At 58.9% G+C, this 19,013-nt stretch carries 13 protein-coding genes; 5 read left to right on the top strand and 8 right to left on the bottom strand.

The features are described from left to right. Positions 1 to 90 precede the first annotated feature (90 nt). From dnaG to AC781_RS11780, 3 genes are read right to left on the bottom strand one after another with little or no spacing between them, the layout of a single operon-like run. A complete protein-coding gene (dnaG, locus tag AC781_RS11790) occupies positions 91 to 1,953 on the bottom strand; it encodes a DNA primase (RefSeq protein WP_067777665.1) in 1,863 nt (620 codons plus the stop codon). Between the two features lie 5 nt (positions 1,954 to 1,958). Beyond that, entirely contained in the window at positions 1,959 to 2,903 is a 945-nt protein-coding gene (locus tag AC781_RS11785) for an FAD:protein FMN transferase (RefSeq protein WP_067777664.1), read from the bottom strand. Between the two features lie 32 nt (positions 2,904 to 2,935). Further along, the gene (locus tag AC781_RS11780) at positions 2,936 to 4,174 is read right to left on the bottom strand and encodes an LL-diaminopimelate aminotransferase (protein WP_067777663.1); all 1,239 of its coding nucleotides are present in this window, start codon (positions 4,172 to 4,174) and stop codon (positions 2,936 to 2,938) included. Between the two features lie 186 nt (positions 4,175 to 4,360). Between AC781_RS11780 and AC781_RS11775 the strand changes: the two genes are divergently transcribed. The 3 genes from AC781_RS11775 (at position 4,361) to AC781_RS11765 (ending at position 8,445) form a co-directional block, all read left to right on the top strand. Next, on the top strand, positions 4,361 to 6,535 hold the full coding sequence (locus AC781_RS11775; protein WP_172801827.1) for a penicillin-binding transpeptidase domain-containing protein: 2,175 nt from the start codon (positions 4,361 to 4,363) through the stop codon (positions 6,533 to 6,535). A gap of 89 nt (positions 6,536 to 6,624) precedes the next feature. Further along, a complete protein-coding gene (locus AC781_RS11770) occupies positions 6,625 to 8,046 on the top strand; it encodes a glycosyl hydrolase family 18 protein (RefSeq protein WP_067777661.1) in 1,422 nt (473 codons plus the stop codon). Positions 8,047 to 8,163: 117 nt separating this feature from the next. Beyond that, positions 8,164 to 8,445, top strand: coding sequence for a hypothetical protein (locus AC781_RS11765; protein WP_141675905.1), 282 nt, complete (start codon positions 8,164 to 8,166; stop codon positions 8,443 to 8,445). 99 nt (positions 8,446 to 8,544) lie between these two features. Here the strand turns inward: AC781_RS11765 and cysN are convergent, their stop codons facing one another. The 3 genes from cysN to AC781_RS11750 all read right to left on the bottom strand — a co-directional run bounded on the left by cysN (position 8,545) and on the right by AC781_RS11750 (position 12,162). After that, on the bottom strand, positions 8,545 to 10,389 hold the full coding sequence (gene cysN / locus AC781_RS11760) for a sulfate adenylyltransferase subunit CysN (protein ID WP_281241784.1): 1,845 nt from the start codon (positions 10,387 to 10,389) through the stop codon (positions 8,545 to 8,547). A gap of 16 nt (positions 10,390 to 10,405) precedes the next feature. Continuing rightward, positions 10,406 to 11,314: a sulfate adenylyltransferase subunit CysD gene (cysD, locus tag AC781_RS11755; protein ID WP_067777658.1), complete on the bottom strand. Its 909-nt coding sequence runs from the start codon at positions 11,312 to 11,314 to the stop codon at positions 10,406 to 10,408. 146 nt (positions 11,315 to 11,460) lie between these two features. Beyond that, positions 11,461 to 12,162, bottom strand: a complete 702-nt coding sequence (locus AC781_RS11750; protein ID WP_246777973.1) for a phosphoadenylyl-sulfate reductase — start codon at positions 12,160 to 12,162, stop codon at positions 11,461 to 11,463. Between the two features lie 281 nt (positions 12,163 to 12,443). Between AC781_RS11750 and AC781_RS11745 the strand changes: the two genes are divergently transcribed. Together AC781_RS11745 and AC781_RS11740 are read left to right on the top strand one after the other, a co-directional pair. Then, entirely contained in the window at positions 12,444 to 13,958 is a 1,515-nt protein-coding gene (locus tag AC781_RS11745; RefSeq protein WP_067777657.1) for a catalase, read from the top strand. 116 nt (positions 13,959 to 14,074) lie between these two features. Next, positions 14,075 to 15,010, top strand: coding sequence for a phosphoinositide-specific phospholipase C-related protein (locus AC781_RS11740; protein WP_067777656.1), 936 nt, complete (start codon positions 14,075 to 14,077; stop codon positions 15,008 to 15,010). 32 nt (positions 15,011 to 15,042) lie between these two features. Here AC781_RS11740 and AC781_RS11735 read toward each other — a convergent pair whose 3' ends face one another. Beyond that, on the bottom strand, positions 15,043 to 17,211 hold the full coding sequence (locus AC781_RS11735; protein ID WP_172801828.1) for a TIM-barrel domain-containing protein: 2,169 nt from the start codon (positions 17,209 to 17,211) through the stop codon (positions 15,043 to 15,045). Between the two features lie 186 nt (positions 17,212 to 17,397). Beyond that, positions 17,398 to 18,750, bottom strand: a complete 1,353-nt coding sequence (gdhA, locus tag AC781_RS11730) for an NADP-specific glutamate dehydrogenase (protein ID WP_067777655.1) — start codon at positions 18,748 to 18,750, stop codon at positions 17,398 to 17,400. Positions 18,751 to 19,013 lie beyond the last annotated feature (263 nt).

Here is a 19,013-nt window from a genome sequence, read left to right as displayed (position 1 = left end):
AAAGCCGGTGCTTTTGATCCGTATGCCCAGTCTAGCATGAAGGGCGGACTGTTGGCAAGCGCATCCTTCCGGCAAGGCGGGCAGCGGGCGCTATTCGATGAGCATGCGGTTGATTTCGACGATCTGGCGGGAGAGTTCGAGTTTTTCGTCGGGAGGAACGGAGGGGTCCTGCAGGCGGGCCCGGATGGCATCGCGCTGCATTTCGAGGGTGACTCGCGCGATGGCGGCGCAGGCTTCCTGAATGTGGTGTTCGGGGCGGGAGAGTTCGATGTGCCGCACGGGGATGTCCCGCAGGGCGAGTGCGTGGCCGGCGGGCAGGGTGCCGAGGAAGGCGGCCCATGCTTCTTCGTCTCCGGGCGGGGGGCTGGCTTCCAGTATGCTCTGGAGGATGCTGCCGCCGGGCAGGGTGCGCATGGGTTCCATGAGTTCTTCGATGCGGTCGATGATGAGTTCCTGCGCCCGGTCGTTGCACAGGGCGAGTTCGCAGAGGGCCATGATGGAGCGATGGACGGCGAGAGGGCGGGCGATTTCGACGGGAGCCTGCCGATAGGCGGTTTCTTCGGGATCGACGGCGGGCGCGGGGCGGCGGCCCGTTTTCATGCGTTCGGCCTTTTTGGCTCCGGAGGAGACGGCGGTTCGCAGTTCTTCCAGCCCGATGTGCAGGCGGCTGGCCATGTCCGCCGTGGCGACGTCCCGCGCAATGGGGTCGGAAATGCAGAGGAGGAGGTCGATCATGCGGTGGGCCAGTGCGGCGCGGGCATTGGAATCGGTCGGGGTGTTTTCCTGTTCGTAGGCGAGGCGCACTTCAAGGAAGGGGCGTGCCTGCTCCACGAGCGTGCGAAGGGCATCTGCTCCGTCTCGGCGGATGAGAGAATCCGGGTCTTCGCCGGGGGGCAGAGCGGCCTGATAGACTTCCATGCCTGCTGCTGCGAGGATGCGGAAGTCTTTTTCACTGGCTTTGATGCCTGCGGCGTCGCCGTCGAGGCAGAGGATGATGCGCCGGGTGCCGCATTTGCGGAGGAGGTGGAAGTGTTCTTCGGTGAAGGCGGTGCCGAGCGGGGCGACGGTGTGGCGAAGCCCGGCTTTTTCATGGCAAGCGATGACGTCGATTTGCCCTTCGCAGAGGATGGCGGTGTCTGCGTTTTTGGGTATGTGCGTGCGGGCCTGATAGAGGCCGAAGAGGAGGTCGCTTTTGTGGAAGGCTGCGGTTTCGGCGGTGTTGACGTATTTGCGCGGGTCCTGGTCCGCCTGCATGATGCGGCCTGAGAATCCGACGGTTTCCCCGCGCATGTTGCGGATGGGGAACATGAGGCGGTCGCGGAAGATAGTGTAGGTGCGGCCGCTTTGCGAGGTGCCGAGGAGGTAGGCTTCCTTGAGGAGTGGCTCGGCGATGTTTTTCTGCGCCGCAAGGTGCTGGAGGCCGTCGCTGGAGACGGGAGCCCAGCCGAGCTGCCATGCCTTGGCGATGTCGATGCCGATTTCGCGCTGCTTCAGGTATTCGCGGACGTGGGCCGCCTGCGGCGATCGGCAGAGGAGGCGGTGGTAGTAGTCGGCCGCGAGGTTGTTGATTTCGATGATTTTGCTGCGGAGTTTCTGGCGGCGGCGTTCCTGCGGGTTGTCCTGTTCCTCGACGATGGGGATGCTGGAGATGTCCGCCAGCTTGCGTATGGCCTCGGGATAGTCGAGGTTTTCATACATCATGATGAATTTGATGGCGTCTCCGCCGACTCCGCAACCGAAGCATTTGAAGGATTGCCGCGAGGGGTTGACGGAGAAGGAGGGCGTTTTTTCCGCGTGGAATGGGCAGCAGCCTTTCCATGCGGTTCCGGCGCGTTTGAGCTGCACATACTTGTTGATGAGTTCGACGATGTCCGTCGCCTCCTTCACTTTGCGTATGCATTCTTCCGTGATTTTCCCCATGGTGGCCTGTTTCCCGTCGAGGGGAGTGTACAAGGTTTTTACTGTGTTTGGCAAGCTTCTTTCATCTCCCGTTGCGGCGGGGCGCATCGGGCCGCACGTACGGCGGCAGCCGTGGCACGGGCATCGGCCTCCGCTGCGGTAGGGGCGTGAACGGTAGCCGGAGGAAGATCAGCCCGGATGCCCAGCCCCGTGCGGGAGTCGATCACGTGGGCATAGCTTCGGCTCCCAATGACGATGTTTTGCCTGTTTCCTCCCGATGTGGATGCCGCTTCGTTCAGGAGGGGGATGATCTTTCCGCCGGAGTCCTTGTATTCCCATGCTGTTTTGCCGGGCGGAGGCTCTCCGGCAAGGAGGTCGCTTGTGTCCGTGAGGAGGTAGCGGGGGATGCCGGATTGGCGGAGTTCGGAGGCCATGGCGTCCAGCATCATGCCTTTGCCGATGCCGCCGAGGTCGATGCGCATGCCGGGAACGAGTTTGGTCGCGGTGGTTTCTGCTATCTTGAGTTTTTCATGGCCGGATGCGGCGAGTGCCTGCAGTCGTTCGGCCTCGGCGGGCAGTTCTCCCCGGCTGCGCGCGCGGTGCCACAGGCGGATGCACGGGCCGAGGGTGGGATCGTAGGCTCCGTCCGTTTCTTCCGCGAGGCGGCAGGCCAGTTGCAGGGATTGGGCGAGCGGCCGGGAGATGGGGAAGGGGCTGCCGGACGGGGCATTGTTGAGGCGGTTCAGTTCGCTTGCGGCATCCCGGCAGGAGAGTGTTTTTTCCAAAGCTGCTGCAGCCTCGAAGGCACGAGCAAGAGCTTTTTCGACTTCGGAGGCAGGCAGGTTCGTGTAGAGATGGGCCGTGAAGGCGGTTCCCGCCATGGGGCGGGTCATGGTCCATGCACGGAGTTCTGCGTGTTCCGCGAGGCCGGACGGAGGCGAGGAGCGCGATTCCGTTTTCTCGCCGCATGAACAGAGGAACCCCATGGCTCCAAGCAGGATCATGGGGTTCCGAAGAGGGTGCATGCTGCCGGATATCAGGCAAAGAGCTTGTGGATGCGCCGGCACACTTCGTTCACGTTGTCGCGCGTGTTGAAGGCGGAGATGCGGAAGAATCCTTCCCCCATGGAGCCGAAGCCCGCGCCGGGCGTGATGACGACGAGGGCTTCTTTCAGCATTTTGTCGAACATTTCCCAGCTGCTCGTGCCTTTGGGGCATTCGACCCAGATGTAGGGGGCGTTTTCACCGCCCCAGACGCGCAGGCCGACCTGGCGGCAGGCGGAGGCAAGCAGGGAGGCGTTGCCGAGGTAGTGGCTGATGAGGGTATGGGTTTCGAGCAGGCCCTGTTCGGTAAAGAGAGCCGCCGCACCGCGCTGGACAATGTAGCTTGCTCCGTTGAATTTGGTGCTGTGGCGGCGTGCCCAGAGCTGGGAGACGGGGACGCGGTTGCCCTGGCCGTCCTTGCCGGTGAGTTCCTGCGGGATGACGACGTAGCCGCAGCGCACACCCGTGAAGCCGCCCTGCTTCGAGAAGGAACGGAATTCGATGGCGCAGCGGCGCGCACCGGGGATGTCGAAGATGGAGCGGGGAATCAGCGGATCGGTGATGAAGGCCTCGTAGGCTCCGTCGTAGAGGATGATGGCATCGTTCGCCAGTGCGTATTCGACCCATTTGATCAGATCGTTGCGGCGCGCGACGGCTCCGGTGGGGTTGTTCGGGAAGCAGAGGTAGATGAGGTCCACCTTTTCCTTGGGAATGTCCGGCACGAAGTTGTTTTCCGGAGTGCAGGGCAGGTAGACGAGCCCTTCGTAGGTGCCGTCTTCCTGAATGTTTCCGGTGTTTCCGTTCATGACGTTGGTGTCGACGTAGACGGGGTAGACGGGGTCGGGTACGGCGATGCTGTTGTCTGGCCCGAAGATGTCGAGGATGTTGCCCATGTCGCACTTGGCGCCGTCGGAGATGAAGATTTCATCGGCGGAGACTCGGATGCCGTGCGCGGCGTACGCGTTTTGGGCGATGGTTTCGCGGAGCCATGCGTAACCCTGTTCGGGGCCGTATCCGTGGAAGTTTTCATGCGTGGCAAGGTCGTCGACGGCCTTGTGCATGGCTTCGATTGCAGCCGAAGGCAGGGGTTCCGTCACGTCGCCGATGCCGCAGCGGATGATTTGCCCGGCTTTGTCGGGATGTTCCGCGGCGAAGGCCTGAACGCGGCGTCCGATCTCCGGAAAAAGGTATCCGGCCTGGAGTTTGAGGAAATGTTCGTTGATGCGTGCCATATCATCGGAAGTATGTGCAATGTTTTGTGCCAGGGCAAGTATGGAATGAGGCAGTAATCTAAATGTTTGGAGACATAATTAGTGATTGTGGGCGAGCGTGTTCGATGGTATATTGCACGCGCAATGTCCCTGCTTCGTTTCCTCCTTTCCTGTAGTGTATCCCTTTCCATTGCCGGTCAGGGGTTTGTGCATGCTCAAAGTGTTGTCGCCGATCCTGTCGACGCCACGGAGCCGCCGATTGCCGAAGAGGTGGAAGAAGATGTGGTGCAGACGGTGAAGATGGCCGGCGACCGTACGGATACGGTGTCGGGTACGGGTGAACGCGAAGGCGTGGACGAAGCTCCGGAGTTCGAGGCTGTGCCGGATACTCCGACACCGGGCAATGTGGGAACTCTGCCCACCTACAAGCCGCTGCCGACAAAACCCGCCATCGGTACGGATCCGTTTGACCCTTCCCGGGTGACGTATGCCAGCACCCGCAAGGATGCACGGACGATTTCCCTGCTGATTCCCGCTCCGCGCGGCCAGATTACCGACCGTTTCGGCAACCCTCTGGCGCAGTCGGAAGTCGCTTACCGCGCTTCCATCGTGTTCGGGCAGTTGAAGGATGAGAGCGATGCCCATATTTTGTCCGTGGCCCGCAACTGCCTGGCCGAAGTGGCCCGCCTCGGTATTGAGGTAGGTGAATTCAAGGATGAAGATCTGATTGCGCATTACCGGGATCGCCGGTGGCTGCCTCTTCCCATTTCCGATGTGCTCCGTGCCAAGGATGCCGACAAGTATCGCAAGCGCATACAAAAGATCGAGGCGGCGGAATTGTCTCCCCAATATATCCGCACTTACCCCGGCAAGAACAGCGCATGCCATCTGCTTGGCCATCCGGGCGTGAAAAGCAAGCTGGCGAAGGGGCCGATCAATTACAACGACCCCGTGTTCGAGTTCAGCGAGGGGCGTTCCGGCCTGGAGCAGAAATACGACGCGCAGTTGACTGGCAGGCCCGGCGTGCGCCGCCTGATGTTCGATGAAAACGGCAAGGAGCTGATCAACAATATCCAGTCTCCACCCAAGCCCGGCGGTACGGTGGTGACGACCCTGAATGCGAAGTGGCAGAAACTGGCGGAGAAGGCTTTGCAGGGTACGGCGAAACGCGGCGCGCTGGTCATTCTCGATTGCCGGACAGGTGAGGTTCTGGCCATGGCTTCGAATCCTACCTTCGATCCGAATTCCTTCGTGCCGGGCATTTCGCAGAAGGAATATGACAAGCTGCGCAACGATCCCAGCAGCCCGCTCGTCTCCCGCGCCTTTGCAGGCGTGTATCCTCCTGCTTCGACTTTCAAGGCGATTACCGTCGCTTCGGCCCTGTACAACGGGGCCATTACGGAGGATACGCTGATCGATTGTCCCGCTTCGATTACGATCGGCAATCACATTTTCCGCAACCACAGCAAGAATCCGGCCGGTTCCATCAATTGCGTGCAGGCGTTGGCATCGTCGAACAATGTGTTCATGTACAAGGCTGCCGTGTACAGGATGAAGAACGAAACGCGCCTGCTGATGGATACGGCCCGCCGTTTCGGCTACGGTTCGACGACGGGTATTCCGCTTCCCGACAAGGCGGGATGCGTGCCCGACGAGTTGTTCATGTCGCGGAGGATGAACCGGACGAAGGACAAGCCTTATCTGGAAGGCGATAGCGCCAATATGTCGATCGGGCAGGGAGTGCTGCTGGCGACTCCTTTGCAGGTGGCGCATGCCATGTGCGGCATTGCGAACGGCACCTATCTTCCCAAGCTTCATCTGGTCAAGCAGATTCTCGATATCAACGGCAATGTGGTGTATAACGCCAATATGCCGGAGATTCAGAATAATCTGACGGATTACAAGGATGCCTGCGCCGTTGTGCGCAAGGGGATGCGCGCCGTCGTGGACGGCGGCACCGGCAGCCGCGCCGCCTTGAGCTATACTTCCAATTCCGGTAAGACGGGCACCGCCCAGTGGGGCAAGGAGAGCGACGAGTGCCTCCTGGCATGGTTCGCCGGATTCCTGCCGAGCGATAATCCCCGCTATGCGTATGCAGCCCTGTATGAGGGCAGTCCTCATGAAGTGATCGCGGGGGGGCGCGTGGCGGCATCCATCGTGAAGAAGTTTTTCGAAAGCGTGAAGGATGATGTGAAAGCCACTCTGGTGGAGGATGCGAATGCCCAGAAAATCAATGTGCCGGAACTTCCCGCAGCGGATCGCCCGGCGATTGCTCCCTCTGCCGGCGATGATGCCGCTGCTCCTTCCGGCGGCGGGCAGGCTCCCTCCGGCTGGGATGACGGGCGCAACAACCGCACGACTGTCGGCGAGATTCCCCGGTGATGCTTTGCATCCGCCGTCTGCGGCATGTAGTCTGCGCCGACGCGGGGCCATCTTGACCTGCAACGGAAATTGTGTTACCGTTGCAGGCGATGTCACGCATTCTAGAAACGCTCATTTTGAGCCTTTGTGCCGGTACGGCCGCTCAGGCCGTGGAAGCCGTATGCTCCCAGACACAGCCCGTATTTTACGCCGGACTGGAAAAACAACCCCTGCTTCGCGTGCGCATAGCGGACGGGCAGGCCGGGAAGCTGGACAAGCTGACGTTCGATTTCGAAGGAACGAGCGATCTGAAATCCATCGGCAATGTAACGCTGTACTGTTCCGGCGGCACACCCTACTTCTCGCTGAATGCTCCCGACCACTACCGGGCGAAACCCGTCGATATGAAGATGGTCAAAAAGGGTGGCCGGGAAATTTCGTTCGCTGGCAACCAGAATCTTCCGGCTTCCGGTGATGCCTATTATTGGCTGGTGGTGGATATGAAGAAATCCGCCCCCGGCAATGCGAAGGTGGATGCGGAATGCACGAATGTGACGGTGAACGGCCAGCAGGCGAAGATCGAGAATCCTTCTCCTGCGGGTGCTGCCAAGGTGTTCCCGTTCAAATACCGCGTCGTGCCGTATTTCCGCAGTTCGAATCTGGTGGACTGGTTCCCGGATCTGCTGCAGCCCGACCATTTCAAACTGATTACCGATATCATCTATTTCAATGTGAGCGTCGATCAGGAGGGCAATATCGTAGGCGGCGAGGATCCGAAATTCCTGCAGGGTTTGGAAAAGCTCAAGAAGCTGCGCGGCAAACGTCCGGTATCCATCATTCTCGGCATCGCCCATTCGTCGCCCGGTTTGAAAGCGACGAGCGCATCTCTTGACAAGAGGATGAAGCTGGCGAAGACGCTGGGCGAGTACGTCAAGAAGCACGGCTTCGACGGTGTCGATTTCGACTGGGAATATCCGGACAACGATGAGGACTGGCAGAATTTCGCGTGGCTGCTCTGCGAGGTGAAGCCCGTGCTGTTCGAGCAGGGATGCTCCGTGACGGCGGCTTTCACACCCTATTACAAGATGGCTTCTCCCAGTGTGCTGGATCAGCTGGACTGGGGCAATACGATGAGCTATGACAAAGGCGGCGAACACTCCACCATGCAGGCCATGCTGGACGATATCAATACCTGCCGCAAGGCGGGTATGCCGGACTGCAAGATCGTGGCCGGAGTGCCGTTTTATTCGAACGAGGTGGAGAACCGCAACTGGGACGAGCAGAAGGGCTACAGTTATATCGTGAGCTCGTTTCCGCGCATGAAGGCTTCGGAGAATACGTTCGTCGATCCCAAGTCGAAGAAGAAGCATTACTTCAACGGTCCGGACCTTATCAAGCAGAAGGGGCAGGAGATCATTCGGCAGAAAATCGGCGGTGTGATGATCTGGGGATACGACACGGACGTTCCCTTGTCCAATGCGCGCTCATTGTCTGCTGCTCTGGGCAATGTGATGAAAGCCGTTGCCAAGTGAATTCTGCCGAATCTTGAAAAAATGTTAGTTTGTTAGGTTGAAATGGCATGGTGATCGTGAGACAGTCGTTTCGTAGGGCATAATTCTGTGCGATTACGAACCCATACCCAGTTCACCATGACACAACGTAACATCACGAGGTACACATACGAGACAACGTCGTTTCAGGGCTGGAGATTGAGTATTTGCCGTAAATGGAATCAGTTTACGAAGTACTTCTCCGACCGCCAATACGGTAGCGAAGAGGCCGCCTTCGAAGCGGCGCTGCAGATGCGCGACAAGATTTTTGAAGCGCTGCAGAAGAATCCGAGCGAACCCCGTACCGTTTTCGAAAGCTTCAAGAACAGCGGACCGGAAAAGGCTCTCCAGAGCGAAGAAACGGTTGCGGCAAAGTCCTGAAAGCAGAGATTTCCATCCAATCCCGGACGTATGAGTCGATACGTCCGGGATTTTTTTGTCTGGATGGGTGGCGGGTTGCATGGTTCAGGCGGTGCCGGTTTAGTGGGTGGAGGTTTCCGGCGCGATGTTCGTTTCGGCGAGCAGGGCGACGAGGAGGTTGAACCGCTGCTCCGTTTGTTTGCCGGGATGCAGGGTGATGTGCGTGCCGGCCGGAGCGGTGCCGGGCTCTCCCAGCCACACGAGCAGCGGCTGCCGTGTGCCGTCGGCGGGCGGCCAGTAGGCAAAATCCTCGGCGGGGAAATGCGGGATGGCGGCAATGGCGATGATGCCCGCTCCGGCAAGCGTGTAGGCCAGTTCAGCCAGCCGTTGTACGCCATCGGGGGAGGGTACGGACGTTTCCGGCTGCGTTTCGGCGAGGTAGTATGTTTGCAGGCCTCGTGCGAAGAGTTCCTGCTCGAGCGTTTTGGCCCAATGGCGGGACTGTTCGGCATCCGTGCCGGAAAGCAGGATGGCCCTGCCTGCATAGCCCTGCCTCCGGATGCGCTGGGTGGCGGTGATGTACCCCTGTTCGAGGGAGATGGGAGTGAGTGCCGCCGGAGCCGATGCTGTGCCGGAGCCGTCGTTCTCTTCGATGGGACGCAGGATCATGGCGCCGCCTGCCGTGGTGTTGGTGACGGGGTCGATCAGGATGAAGACTCCTGTGGAGCGGTTGTCCCGGTAGTTGTCCAGATAGAGAGGAGCGACGGTTTCGAGCCGGATGCGGGCGACGCCGTTGAGGGGGATATTGTCCGCGGCCTGCTGTTCGAGCGTATTGACGTCGATCTGGTGGACGATGTCCGTGATGTGGGCCTTGACGTTGCGCCCGGCATGGCGCAGGAGGTAGTTGTTTCCTTCGCGCAGCGGGGTGTCCGTCATCCAGATGACGATGGCTTCCAGGTGCCGGGAGACGGTGGGCAGGTTGTCCGCTTTGACGATCATGTCTCCGCTGCTGATGTCGATTTCGTCTTCCAGTTCCAGCGTGACGGCCTGGGGAGCGAAGGCTTCGCCGAGGTCGCCGTCCGCTGTGACGATGCGCTTGATGCGCGAGGTGCGGAGGGAAGGAAGTACGGCGATTTCGTCTCCGGTTCGGATGGTGCCCGAGACGACCGATCCGGCAAAGCCTCGGAAATGCAGGTCGGGCCGGATGACGTACTGGACGGGGAAGCGGAAGTCGTCGAGGTTCCTGTCCGCTGTCGTATCCACTGTTTCAAGGATGTCGAGCAGGGAAGGGCCTTCGTACCACGGAATGGCCTCGGAGGGCTGGACGATGTTTTCGCCTTTCAGGGCGGAGAGGGGGATGTAGCGGATGTCCGGGATGTGGAGGCCCGTGGCGAATTCCTCGAAGGAGCGCCGGATGTTGTCGAAGACGTTCCGGTCGTAGTCGAACAGGTCCATCTTGTTGACGGCGACGATGAGGTGCCGGATGCCGAGCAGGGAGACGATGAAGGCGTGCCTCCGGGTCTGGGTGAGCAGGCCGTGCCGCGCATCGATGAGGATGATGGCGAGGTCGGCCGTGGAAGCTCCGGTGGCCATGTTGCGGGTGTACTGGACGTGTCCGGGGCAGTCCGCGATGATGAACTTGCGCTTTGGCGTGGTGAAGTAGCGGTAGGCTACGTCGATGGTGATGCCTTGTTCCCGCTCGGCCTTGAGGCCGTCGAGCAGGAGGGCGTAGTCGAATTCTCCCGCTCCGGTGGTGCCGCTTTTTTCGCTGTCGCGCCGGAGGGCGCTGAGCTGGTCGTCGAAGATCAGCTTGCTGTCGTAGAGAAGGCGGCCGATGAGGGTGGATTTGCCGTCGTCCACGGAACCGCAGGTCAGGATGCGGAGGAGGCTTTTGTTTTCATGTTCGTTGAGATAACTGTCGATGTCCATGTTCGTGAAATGATTCTGGGTATAGTGGTGGTCAATGTCCGGGCGGGCGGGATCAAAAGTAGCCTTCGCGCTTTTTCTGCTCCATGGAGGAGTCTCCGTCGTGGTCGATGATGCGCGTCGAGCGTTCGCTGAGGCGCGTCTGAAGCATCTCGGCCACGATTTCTTCCACGGTGGAGGCCGAGGATTCGATGGCTCCCGTCAGCGGATAGCAGCCCAGCGTGCGGAAGCGGACGAGGCGTTCCTGTGGTACTTCGCCGGGTTGCAGGGGCAGGCGGTCGTCGTCCACCATGATGAGGGTGCCGTCCCGCTCGACGACGGGGCGTTTGCGCGCGAAGTACAAGTCCGGGATTTCGATTTTTTCATGGCGGATGTATTGCCAGATGTCGATCTCCGTCCAGTTCGACAGGGGGAACACGCGGACGCTTTCGCCGGGATTGATGCGGCCGTTGTACAGCGACCAGAGTTCGGGACGCTGGTTTTTCGGGTCCCACTGGTGGTATTTGTCGCGGAAGGAGAAGATGCGCTCCTTGGCGCGGGATTTTTCTTCGTCGCGGCGGGCTCCGCCGAAGATGACGTCGTATTTTCCGGCCGTCAGAGCCTGCAGGAGAGCCTGCGTCTTCATGATGTCCGTATATTTGCGGCTGCCGTAGTCGAACGGGTTGACGTTGGCGGCGATGCCGTCCGGGTTGCTGTGGACGAGGAGGTCGAGGCCGTGCTTGCGGGCGAACTCGTCGCGGAATTGGATCATCTCTTTGAACTTGAAGGTCGAGTCGATGTGCAGCAGTTTGAAGGGCAGTCTGCCGGGGTGGAACGCCTTGCGGGCGAGATGGAGGAGAACCGAGGAGTCCTTGCCGATGGAATAGAGGAGGATGGGGTTCTCGAACTGGCTGACGGCATCCCGGAAGATGTGGATGCTTTCGGCTTCCAGTTGTTTCAGTTGGCTCAGGTTATATGGAGGCATGGTGGTGGATGTGGTGTGGAGTGGGATTGTTGCCGGAGGCGCCGTGTGGGCATGCCTCCGGCCGGGAGGGATGGTGTTCCGGCTGCCTGTCGGGCGAACCGGGGGGCTGGATGGCGGCGGAAGGAAGGGAATTCCGAAGGTCCGGTTCAGTGGCGGGGCCTGTTGTGCAGGCCGCATTCCTTGTGTTCGGGCTCTTCCCACCACCAGCGGCCCTGCCTTACGTCGTCGCAGAGGCGGACGGCGCGGGTGCAGCATGCGCAGCCGATGCTGGGGAAGCCGCGGTCGTGCAGGGCATTGTAGGGAACATCGTACGCCTTGATGTACTGGCGGAGATCGTCTTCCGACCAGTCGAACAGGGGATTGAACTTGTACAGGCCATGCGCGGAATCCCATTCGACGGCTTCGACGGATTGGCGCGTGACGGACTGGCTGCGCCGGAGTCCGCATATCCATGCCTTCTGGTCTTTCAATGCCCGGGAAAGAGGTTCCAGTTTGCGCACGCGGCAGCAGTCCTTGCGGTATTCGACGCTTTGCGTGAACGAGTTGATGCCGCGTTCATTGACGAGCTGCTCGACGCTGGAGCTGAGCGGGAAAAACGCCTGAATGCGGATGCCGTAGCGTTGTTCCGTCCGTTCCCAGAGTTCGTAGGTTTCGGGGAAGAGGCGTCCCGTATCCAGCGTCACGAGGGGTATTTGCAAACCCTGCCGGATGATGAGGTCGGTCAGAACCTGGTCTTCGAGTCCGAAGGAGGTGGCGCAAACAATTTCGCCCTTGAACTGGTCGGCCACTCGTTGAAGAATGTCACCGGCATTTTTGCCGGACAAGTCGCGGCTGATGGAAGAAAGCACACTGCCGGATATAGAACCGGGATCCGTGTGCACCGTTGGTTGATATGATGATTGTACGAATGCGCGCAAAGATTACCATGACAATGACGGAATGCAAGGAAAAATTGAAACTTTTTGTAATGAATCAAAATTATTGCATTTGGAATAATTATAATCAATGAGTTTCCGTTTTGTCATACTGGAATGTGCGGCAAGGTGCAAAATCCGTCGTGCAGTTGATAACTGTTATCGAATAGGCTTGTTGCCCGACTGTTTTCCTTCTATCATCCCATTATCAAGGTATGAAAAACAATATCAAACTGACAACGGCGGAAGGCGCTCCGGTGGATAACGATCTCGCGTCGATGACGACAGGGCCGCGCGAGGGCTACACGATGATGCAGGATGTGCATTTGCTGGAAAAGCTGGCGCATTTCAACCGCGAACGCATTCCCGAACGCGTGGTGCATGCCAAGGGCGGGGGTGCTTACGGCTATTTTGAGGTGACCAATGATTTGTCCAAATACACTTGCGCCCGCTTCCTTTCGGAAGTCGGCAAGAAGACGGAAGTTTTTGTCCGCTTCTCGACGGTCGGGGGCGAACGCGGTTCTTCCGATACGGCGCGTGACCCTCGCGGTTTTGCCGTCAAGTTCTATACGGAGGAAGGGAATTACGACCTCGTCGGCAACAATACGCCCATTTTCTTCATCCGCGATGCCCTCAAGTTCCCGGATTTCATCCACACGCAGAAGCGCAATCCCCAGACCCACCTGCATGATGCGAACGCGTTTTGGGATTTCCTTTCACTGACGCCGGAATCCCTCCATCAGGTGACCATTCTGTTCTCTGACCGCGGCACGCCCATGAATTACCGCCGCATGGGCGGCTTCGGCAGTCATACGTTCATGTGGTACAATGAGAACAAGGAATACGTCTGGGTGAAATACCATTTCCGGCCGGTCGGAGGTTGGAAGACCCTTTCCCGGCAGGAAGCGGCGGAGATGGATATGAAAGATCCGGATTCCAATATCCGCGACCTGTTCGAGGCTATCGACCGCGGCGATTATCCCGAATGGGAGGTTTGCGTGCAGATCATGACTCCCGAGCAGGCGCAGGAGTACCGTTTCGACCCCTTCGACATCACGAAGGTGTGGTACCATCAGGATTTTCCGCTGATCCCCCTTGGCCGGATGGTTCTGAACCGCAATCCCGACAATTACTTCGCGGAAGTGGAGCAGGCCGCCTTTTCGCCGGGCAATTTCGTGCCGGGCATTTTCGCCTCACCGGACAAGCTTCTGCAGGGCCGTCTGTTCGCCTACCATGATGCCCACCGCCACCGCATCGGGCCGAACAGCACGCAGGTACCCGTCAATATGCCGAAGCATGCCCCGGCCATGACCTTCCAGCGGGATGCAGCCATGGCTGTGGACGGCAACGGAGGTTCCGGACAGAACTATTATCCCAATTCCTACGGTACGGCTGTTTCTCCGCAGGTTGCGCCGCCTCCTATCGAGCTGATGCCCGCGATGATCGGCCGCCATACGCGCCCCATCGAGGCCGTGGATTTCGAGCAGCCTGGCGTGTTGTTCAGCCGCGTGATGGACGATACGCAGCGTGAACACCTGATCGGCAATATCGCCGCCCATCTCGGGAATGCCTGCGAAGCTCTGCAATACCGCCAGTGCGCCCTTTTCTACAAGGCACACCCGGATTACGGTTTGCGCGTGGCTGCTGCGCTGAACCTCGTTCCTGCCCGCGTGGAAGAGCTTGGCAAGATGCATCAGGAAGAACTGGTGGCTTCTACTCCGATCGCCTGACATCGCGGCAGTGCCGTTTTCCGAAGAGCCGCCCTGATGCAGGGCGGCTCTTTTGTGCCTGATGCATGCGGTTTCTCGTGGACGGGCGGGAATGGTTATGCTATGCTTGCTGATTGATGAATATGTTCGCCATGGCATGGGCGGTATGTGCCTGCGGGTTGCTTGTTGGTGGAGCATCCGGTTCTCCCTCCGCCAAGGTTGCCGCAAGCCCGGAGGAGGAGTCTGCTTGGTCTCCCGAGCGGTTGCCCGATAATGTCCGTTATGATGCCGTGCTGTGGCTCTGCGCCCACAATGCCATGAGCAACAGCGAGGATGGCTGGCATTTTCCGAATCAGCAGGGGAAGATGGAATCGCTGCTGGATGCCGGGGTGCATGCTCTGATGTGGGACGTTTGGATGCAGGAAGGCAAAGTCGTGTTGCGGCACGGGCCGGAATGGGCCGCGGTTTTGGGCAGCCGCCCGCTGCAGGATGCGCTGGGCGATTTGAAAACGTGGCTGGATGTCCGTCCACAAGCCGTCGTGACGCTGATTTTCGAATCGTATGTGGATGCGGAGCAACTGGCTGTGGAATTCGACCGTGCCGGACTGTCTTCCATGTGTTACGCACGGGAGGAGGGGAAACCTTGGCCCACCCTCGGCGAAATGCGGCGTAGCGGCAAGCGGCTGGTCGTGATGACGGACAGGCCCGGAATTTCTCCCGCATGGCTGATGCCTGTATGGAAGCAATGCGTGGAAACGCCGTGGCAGGCATCGGCCGCTGCCGAATTGAAGAATACATTCAACCGGGGGGATAAGAAGAACGATCTGCTGATCGTCAACCACTTCGTGACGCCGCTGACAGCTTCCCGCGGTGCGTCGGAGCAGGTCAATGCACTGAATGTTCTGAAAGCCCGTGAAGAAGCCGTGCGCCGCGAGATGGGGCGCAATCCCAATTTCTGGGTGCTGGATTTTGCCGAATTGGGCGACGGTTTGCGTTTTGCGGCGGAGGTGAATCAGTCACGACTGCACGGCAAGACTCCGGCCATGGAAATCAAAGCCGGGTTCCAGCCTTGAACCGGTCCGATGCAAGGCTGGAAATTTGCCGATTACTTCACGACGATATCTTGTCCCGGTATGGTTTCAGCCGTCTTCTCGCCTTGAGGTGTCAGCAGCCGCACGATCAGTTTCCTCGTCGCCGTCGGGCGGTTGCCTTCGACGATACGGGAAGAGATGCGCACTCCGTCCGGCGTGCTTTCCGCATGATAGCGGGTGAGATTGTAATCTCCGGTCGTATAGCCGTATCCGTCTCCGGCATCCTGATATAATTCGCCCTGCGCCTTGCCATGTTCATCCAGATTGACGATCAGGGTCGTTGTTTCCAGCATGGGTTCTACGGTGCTTTGGACCTCTGCTCCCAGAGGGATGATGGCTCCGGGGCGTACTTTAAGAGTCGCCTGCCTGTCGTTGGCATCCTTGCCGCCCTCCAGCAAGGTGACGGGCAGCCAGTTGCCTGCAGGCAAATCGGGATTTTTGGCGAATGTGGGAATAACCAGCAAGTCTTCCCCTACGAGGAAGGTCGTCTGTTCGTCTCGCAGTTTCCTGTCCGCCGGATCGGCAAAGAAGGTGGGTTTCATGATGGGCTGGCCGTTTTTCGAGGATTGCCGGAACAGCGTGTAGTAGTAAGGAATCAGGCGGTATTTGCGTTGAATGGCGGTACGAGCCACTTCTTCCACGCCGGGACCGAATGCCCAGGGTTCCTTCTGATTGGTCCCCTTGCAGGCGTGCGCCCGGGTAAAGGGGAAAAAGACGCCGAAACTTACCCACTGTTCGAATAGCTCGGGCGATGCATTGTTGCCGAATCCACCCAGATCGGGCCCGTTGAACGGTTGGCCGGACATTCCCATGTTCAGAGTCATGGGGATGGACATTTTCATGTGCTCTTCGGTACTGAAATTATCCCCCGTCCAGGTAGCTCCGTAGCGGTGGCCGCCCAGAAAATTGGCGCGAGACAGGAGGAACGGGCGTTTGTCGGGCTGTGCGGCCTGCATGCCGTCCAGTGTGGCCGACATCATCAGCATGCCGTAGATGTTATGATATTGCACATGCGGGCCCGGCTGCAACTGGGCATCGCCGCGGTGATAGTTGTTCACTGGCATCGTGTGGCCGGGAGAATTGAAGACGGCAGGCTCGTTCATGTCGTTCCAGATTCCGTCCACTCCGTTCTTTTGCATGAAGTCCTTGTACAGCCCAGCCCACCAGATACGCGTTTCTTCGCGTGTAAAGTCGGGGAACTTGCAGTCTCCCGGCCACACAGGACCGACAAAGTCCGTTTTCATGTCCGGCTTTTTGACCCACACATCGTTGGCGTTGCCCGATTGAAACACGAAATACCCGGGATCGGCCTTGACGCCGGGGTCGATCATCCATACGCCCTTGAAGTTCATCTCATGCAGAGCTTTACTGTATGCCATGGGGTCCGGGAAACGCTCTTTATCGATGGTAAAGACGCGGTAACCGTCCATGTAGTCGATATCCATCCAGATCACATCCGCCGGTATCTTTCTGCGGCGGAATTCCCTAGCAATGTTGAGCCCTTTTTCCGCTGTCTCGTAAGAAAAGCGGGATTGCTGGTATCCGAGAGACCACAGAGGCGGAAGAGCCATGGTGCCTATCCTCTCGCTCAACTGGGTCAGCACAGACTGAGGGGATTTGCCCTCAATGACGATGATGGGGAAGACAGGTCCTTCCGAATCAAAAATGATCTCCGTATCCGTCGCCTCCAGTGTGGAACGCCATGTCGTATCGGCAATGATACCGAAAGCCGTACCATCTTCCCGAACACCCATCATCCAAGGATGGGCCTGATACAGCCGTTTTCCTCCGTCAGTGCCGTATCCGAAATTATCCGTGTTCCAGATGCCGATCTTGGTTCTGTTCCGCTGCAAGTCTCCGAACACTTCTCCCTGTCCGTATAAATCCGTTCCTTGGGGGAATCGGACGAGAGCGCGGGATCGGCCCATGGAATTGTCGAAATGAACTCTTGTTTGCCAATCCTTGGGCAAAGCCTTGGAAATCGGCTGCGGCTTTTTTACCCAAAGGGGAGAGTAGTCCCAATCCTGCCATTTCAGCATAGGCGGCATGAAAACAGCCTGTGTCGCAGAAATAAGGAAAGACGGCCCCGGATCATTGACGATCAATTGATCCTGCAGAGTCGCTTCCTTTTCGGTCATTTTGCCTTGGACGGTCGGGGAACAGCTCCATACAACCGTTGCCATCAGGGCCCATAATTCCATCTTTCGAACGAATGCCATGTACAAATATACGGATGTTCGGTAGAAATATTTCAGGTGTACTCTTTTGTATGTTGATATTCAGACAGAGAATGCCCCTCGACCGGAAACAAAAGAGCCGCGCCCTTCTGGGGAAGGGCGCGGCAGGCACAAAAGCGGAGGCTTCGCTGGTTAGACGATGCCCTGATCGATCATGGAGTCGGCCACCTTGACGAAACCGGCGATGTTCGCGCCCGTGACGTAGTTGGTGAAGGACTTGTCGGAAGCGTATTCCTTGGCATGCGAGAAGGCATTGTCGTGAATGTTCTTCATGATGCTCTTGAGTTTCGCGTCGACTTCTTCGCGCGTCCAGGAGAGGCGCTGGCTGTTCTGCGACATTTCGAGGCCGGAGGTGGCTACGCCGCCTGCATTGGCTGCCTTGGCGGGACCGTAGAGGATCTTGGCTTCGAGGTAGGCGTTGATGCCTTCGAGGTCGGTCGGCATGTTGGCACCTTCGGCGACGAGCTTACAGCCGTTCTTGATGAGGGTGCGGGCTTCTTCGCCGTTGATTTCGTTCTGCGTGGCAGACGGGAAAGCGCAGTCGCAGGGGACGTTCCAGGGGCGCTGTCCTTCGAAGTACTGGGCCTTCGGGAAGTGCTTGACGTATTCGGAGATGCGACCGCGGCGGACGTTCTTGAGGTCCATGATCCAGGCGAGCTTGTCGGTGGAGATGCCTTCGGGATCGTAGATGTAGCCGTTGGAGTCGGACAGGGTGACGGGTTTCGCGCCGAGTTCGTTGAGTTTTTCAACGGTGTACTGGGCCACGTTGCCGGAACCGGAGACGAGGCAGGTTTTGCCCTGAAGGTCGTCGCCGACGGTGGCGAGCATGTTCTGGGCGAAGTACACGCAGCCGTAGCCGGTGGCTTCCGGGCGGATGAGGGAGCCGCCCCAGCGGAGGGATTTGCCGGTAAGGACGCCCGTGAATTCGTTGCGGATGCGCTTGTACTGGCCGAAGAGATAGCCGATTTCGCGGCCACCTACGCCGATGTCGCCGGCGGGAACGTCGGTGTCTGCACCGATGTGGCGCTGAAGTTCGGTCATGAAGCTCTGGCAGAAGCGCATTACTTCATTGTCGCTCTTGCCCTTCGGGTCGAAGTCGGAGCCGCCCTTGCCGCCGCCCATCGGGAGCGTGGTGAGGGAGTTCTTGAAGACCTGTTCGAAGCCGAGGAATTTGAGGATGCCGAGGTTGACGCTCGGGTGGAAGCGGAGGCCGCCCTTGTACGGTCCGATGGCGCTGTTGAATTCGACGCGGTAGCCGCGGTTGACCTGTACATTGCCCTTGTCGTCGATCCACGGCACGCGGAAGATGATGGTGCGTTCCGGCTCGACGATGCGTTCGAGGATGGCGGAGTCTTCGTACTTCTTGTTGGCGGCGAGTACGGGTTCGATGGTGGAAAGAACTTCCTGCACGGCTTGCAGGAATTCCGGTTCGGAGGCGTTCTTGGCCTTGACGCCTTCGAGGACGCGTTGTGAGTAGGATGCCATTGTCTCTTGGTTTGGTTTGTTTGGTGTTGAGCCGGGAAGGCGGCGGATGGTTCCGGTCGCACTCGCAGGCGGCGTCATCTTGTATCATGCGCGGGCGGGTGCGGAAAGGAATTTTTTCAAGCGGAAAGAAAGGGGACGGTGAGAAAATGGAAACAATGAAATCATTCTTCGATTTTGGAACAGACCCCTGTGTTTGACGAGAGATGTTTTGGCCCTTCGGGTGAAGCCCGGTTTCGGAGGGGATGAGCAGCCCCGGCGGGTGC

It is taken from the genome of Neoakkermansia glycaniphila (assembly GCF_001683795.1).
Lineage (GTDB): Bacteria > Verrucomicrobiota > Verrucomicrobiia > Verrucomicrobiales > Akkermansiaceae > Akkermansia > Akkermansia glycaniphila.
The sequence above is the reverse complement of the archived record's forward strand: the minus strand, read 5'-3'. Positions and strand labels throughout refer to the sequence as shown.